At 43.7% G+C, this 606-nt stretch carries 1 protein-coding gene; it reads right to left on the bottom strand.

What is annotated here, in order from left to right:
• The coding region (locus A3738_RS08290) for a POTRA domain-containing protein (protein ID WP_304440086.1) at positions 1-508 on the bottom strand (508 nt) is incomplete at its 3' end.
• Between the last annotated feature and the right edge of the window lie 98 nt (positions 509-606).

Raw genomic sequence — 606 nt, forward strand, 5'->3', positions numbered from 1 at the left:
TGATATTAACGCGATTCTGCTCAAGAACCTCGACTTCTGCGTCAACTGAAGCACTATAGCGCCCTTGAGTGACGTAAGAACGCAGGATTTCGAGTTCCAAACGTTCCAAGGTGACGCGCTTAAAAACCTGACCCTCGGACATCCCAGCTTGCTTCAAGCCTTCCAACAGGTCCTCGGCTGCAATATCTTTGTTACCCTCAATTTCAATCTTAGCTATAGAAGGACGCTCAACGAGAGAAACAATCAGATCTCGATCATCTACAAGCAATTTTATATCTGTAAACAAGCCCGTCTGAAATAGCGATCTACTCGCCTCAGACAACTTCATCGTATCAACTTCTTCCCCAACGGCTATTGGAAAACTCGAGAATACCGTACCAGCCGAAACACGCTGCAACCCTTCAACTTGAATATCTTCGACTTGAAAGCTTTTCGCATTTACAGAGAAAGCAAGCACCATCCCTATCGCTAACGCAAAAAAGGCGGGGTACCAAGAAATACTATTCATTCATTACTCACACACAAAACTACCGAAGAGGCAGCATTAAAGACGCATAATATCGTTATAAAAAGCGACTGCCATTAACATAAACACAAAAGACATGC

Source organism: Oleiphilus sp. HI0066, assembly GCF_001635725.1.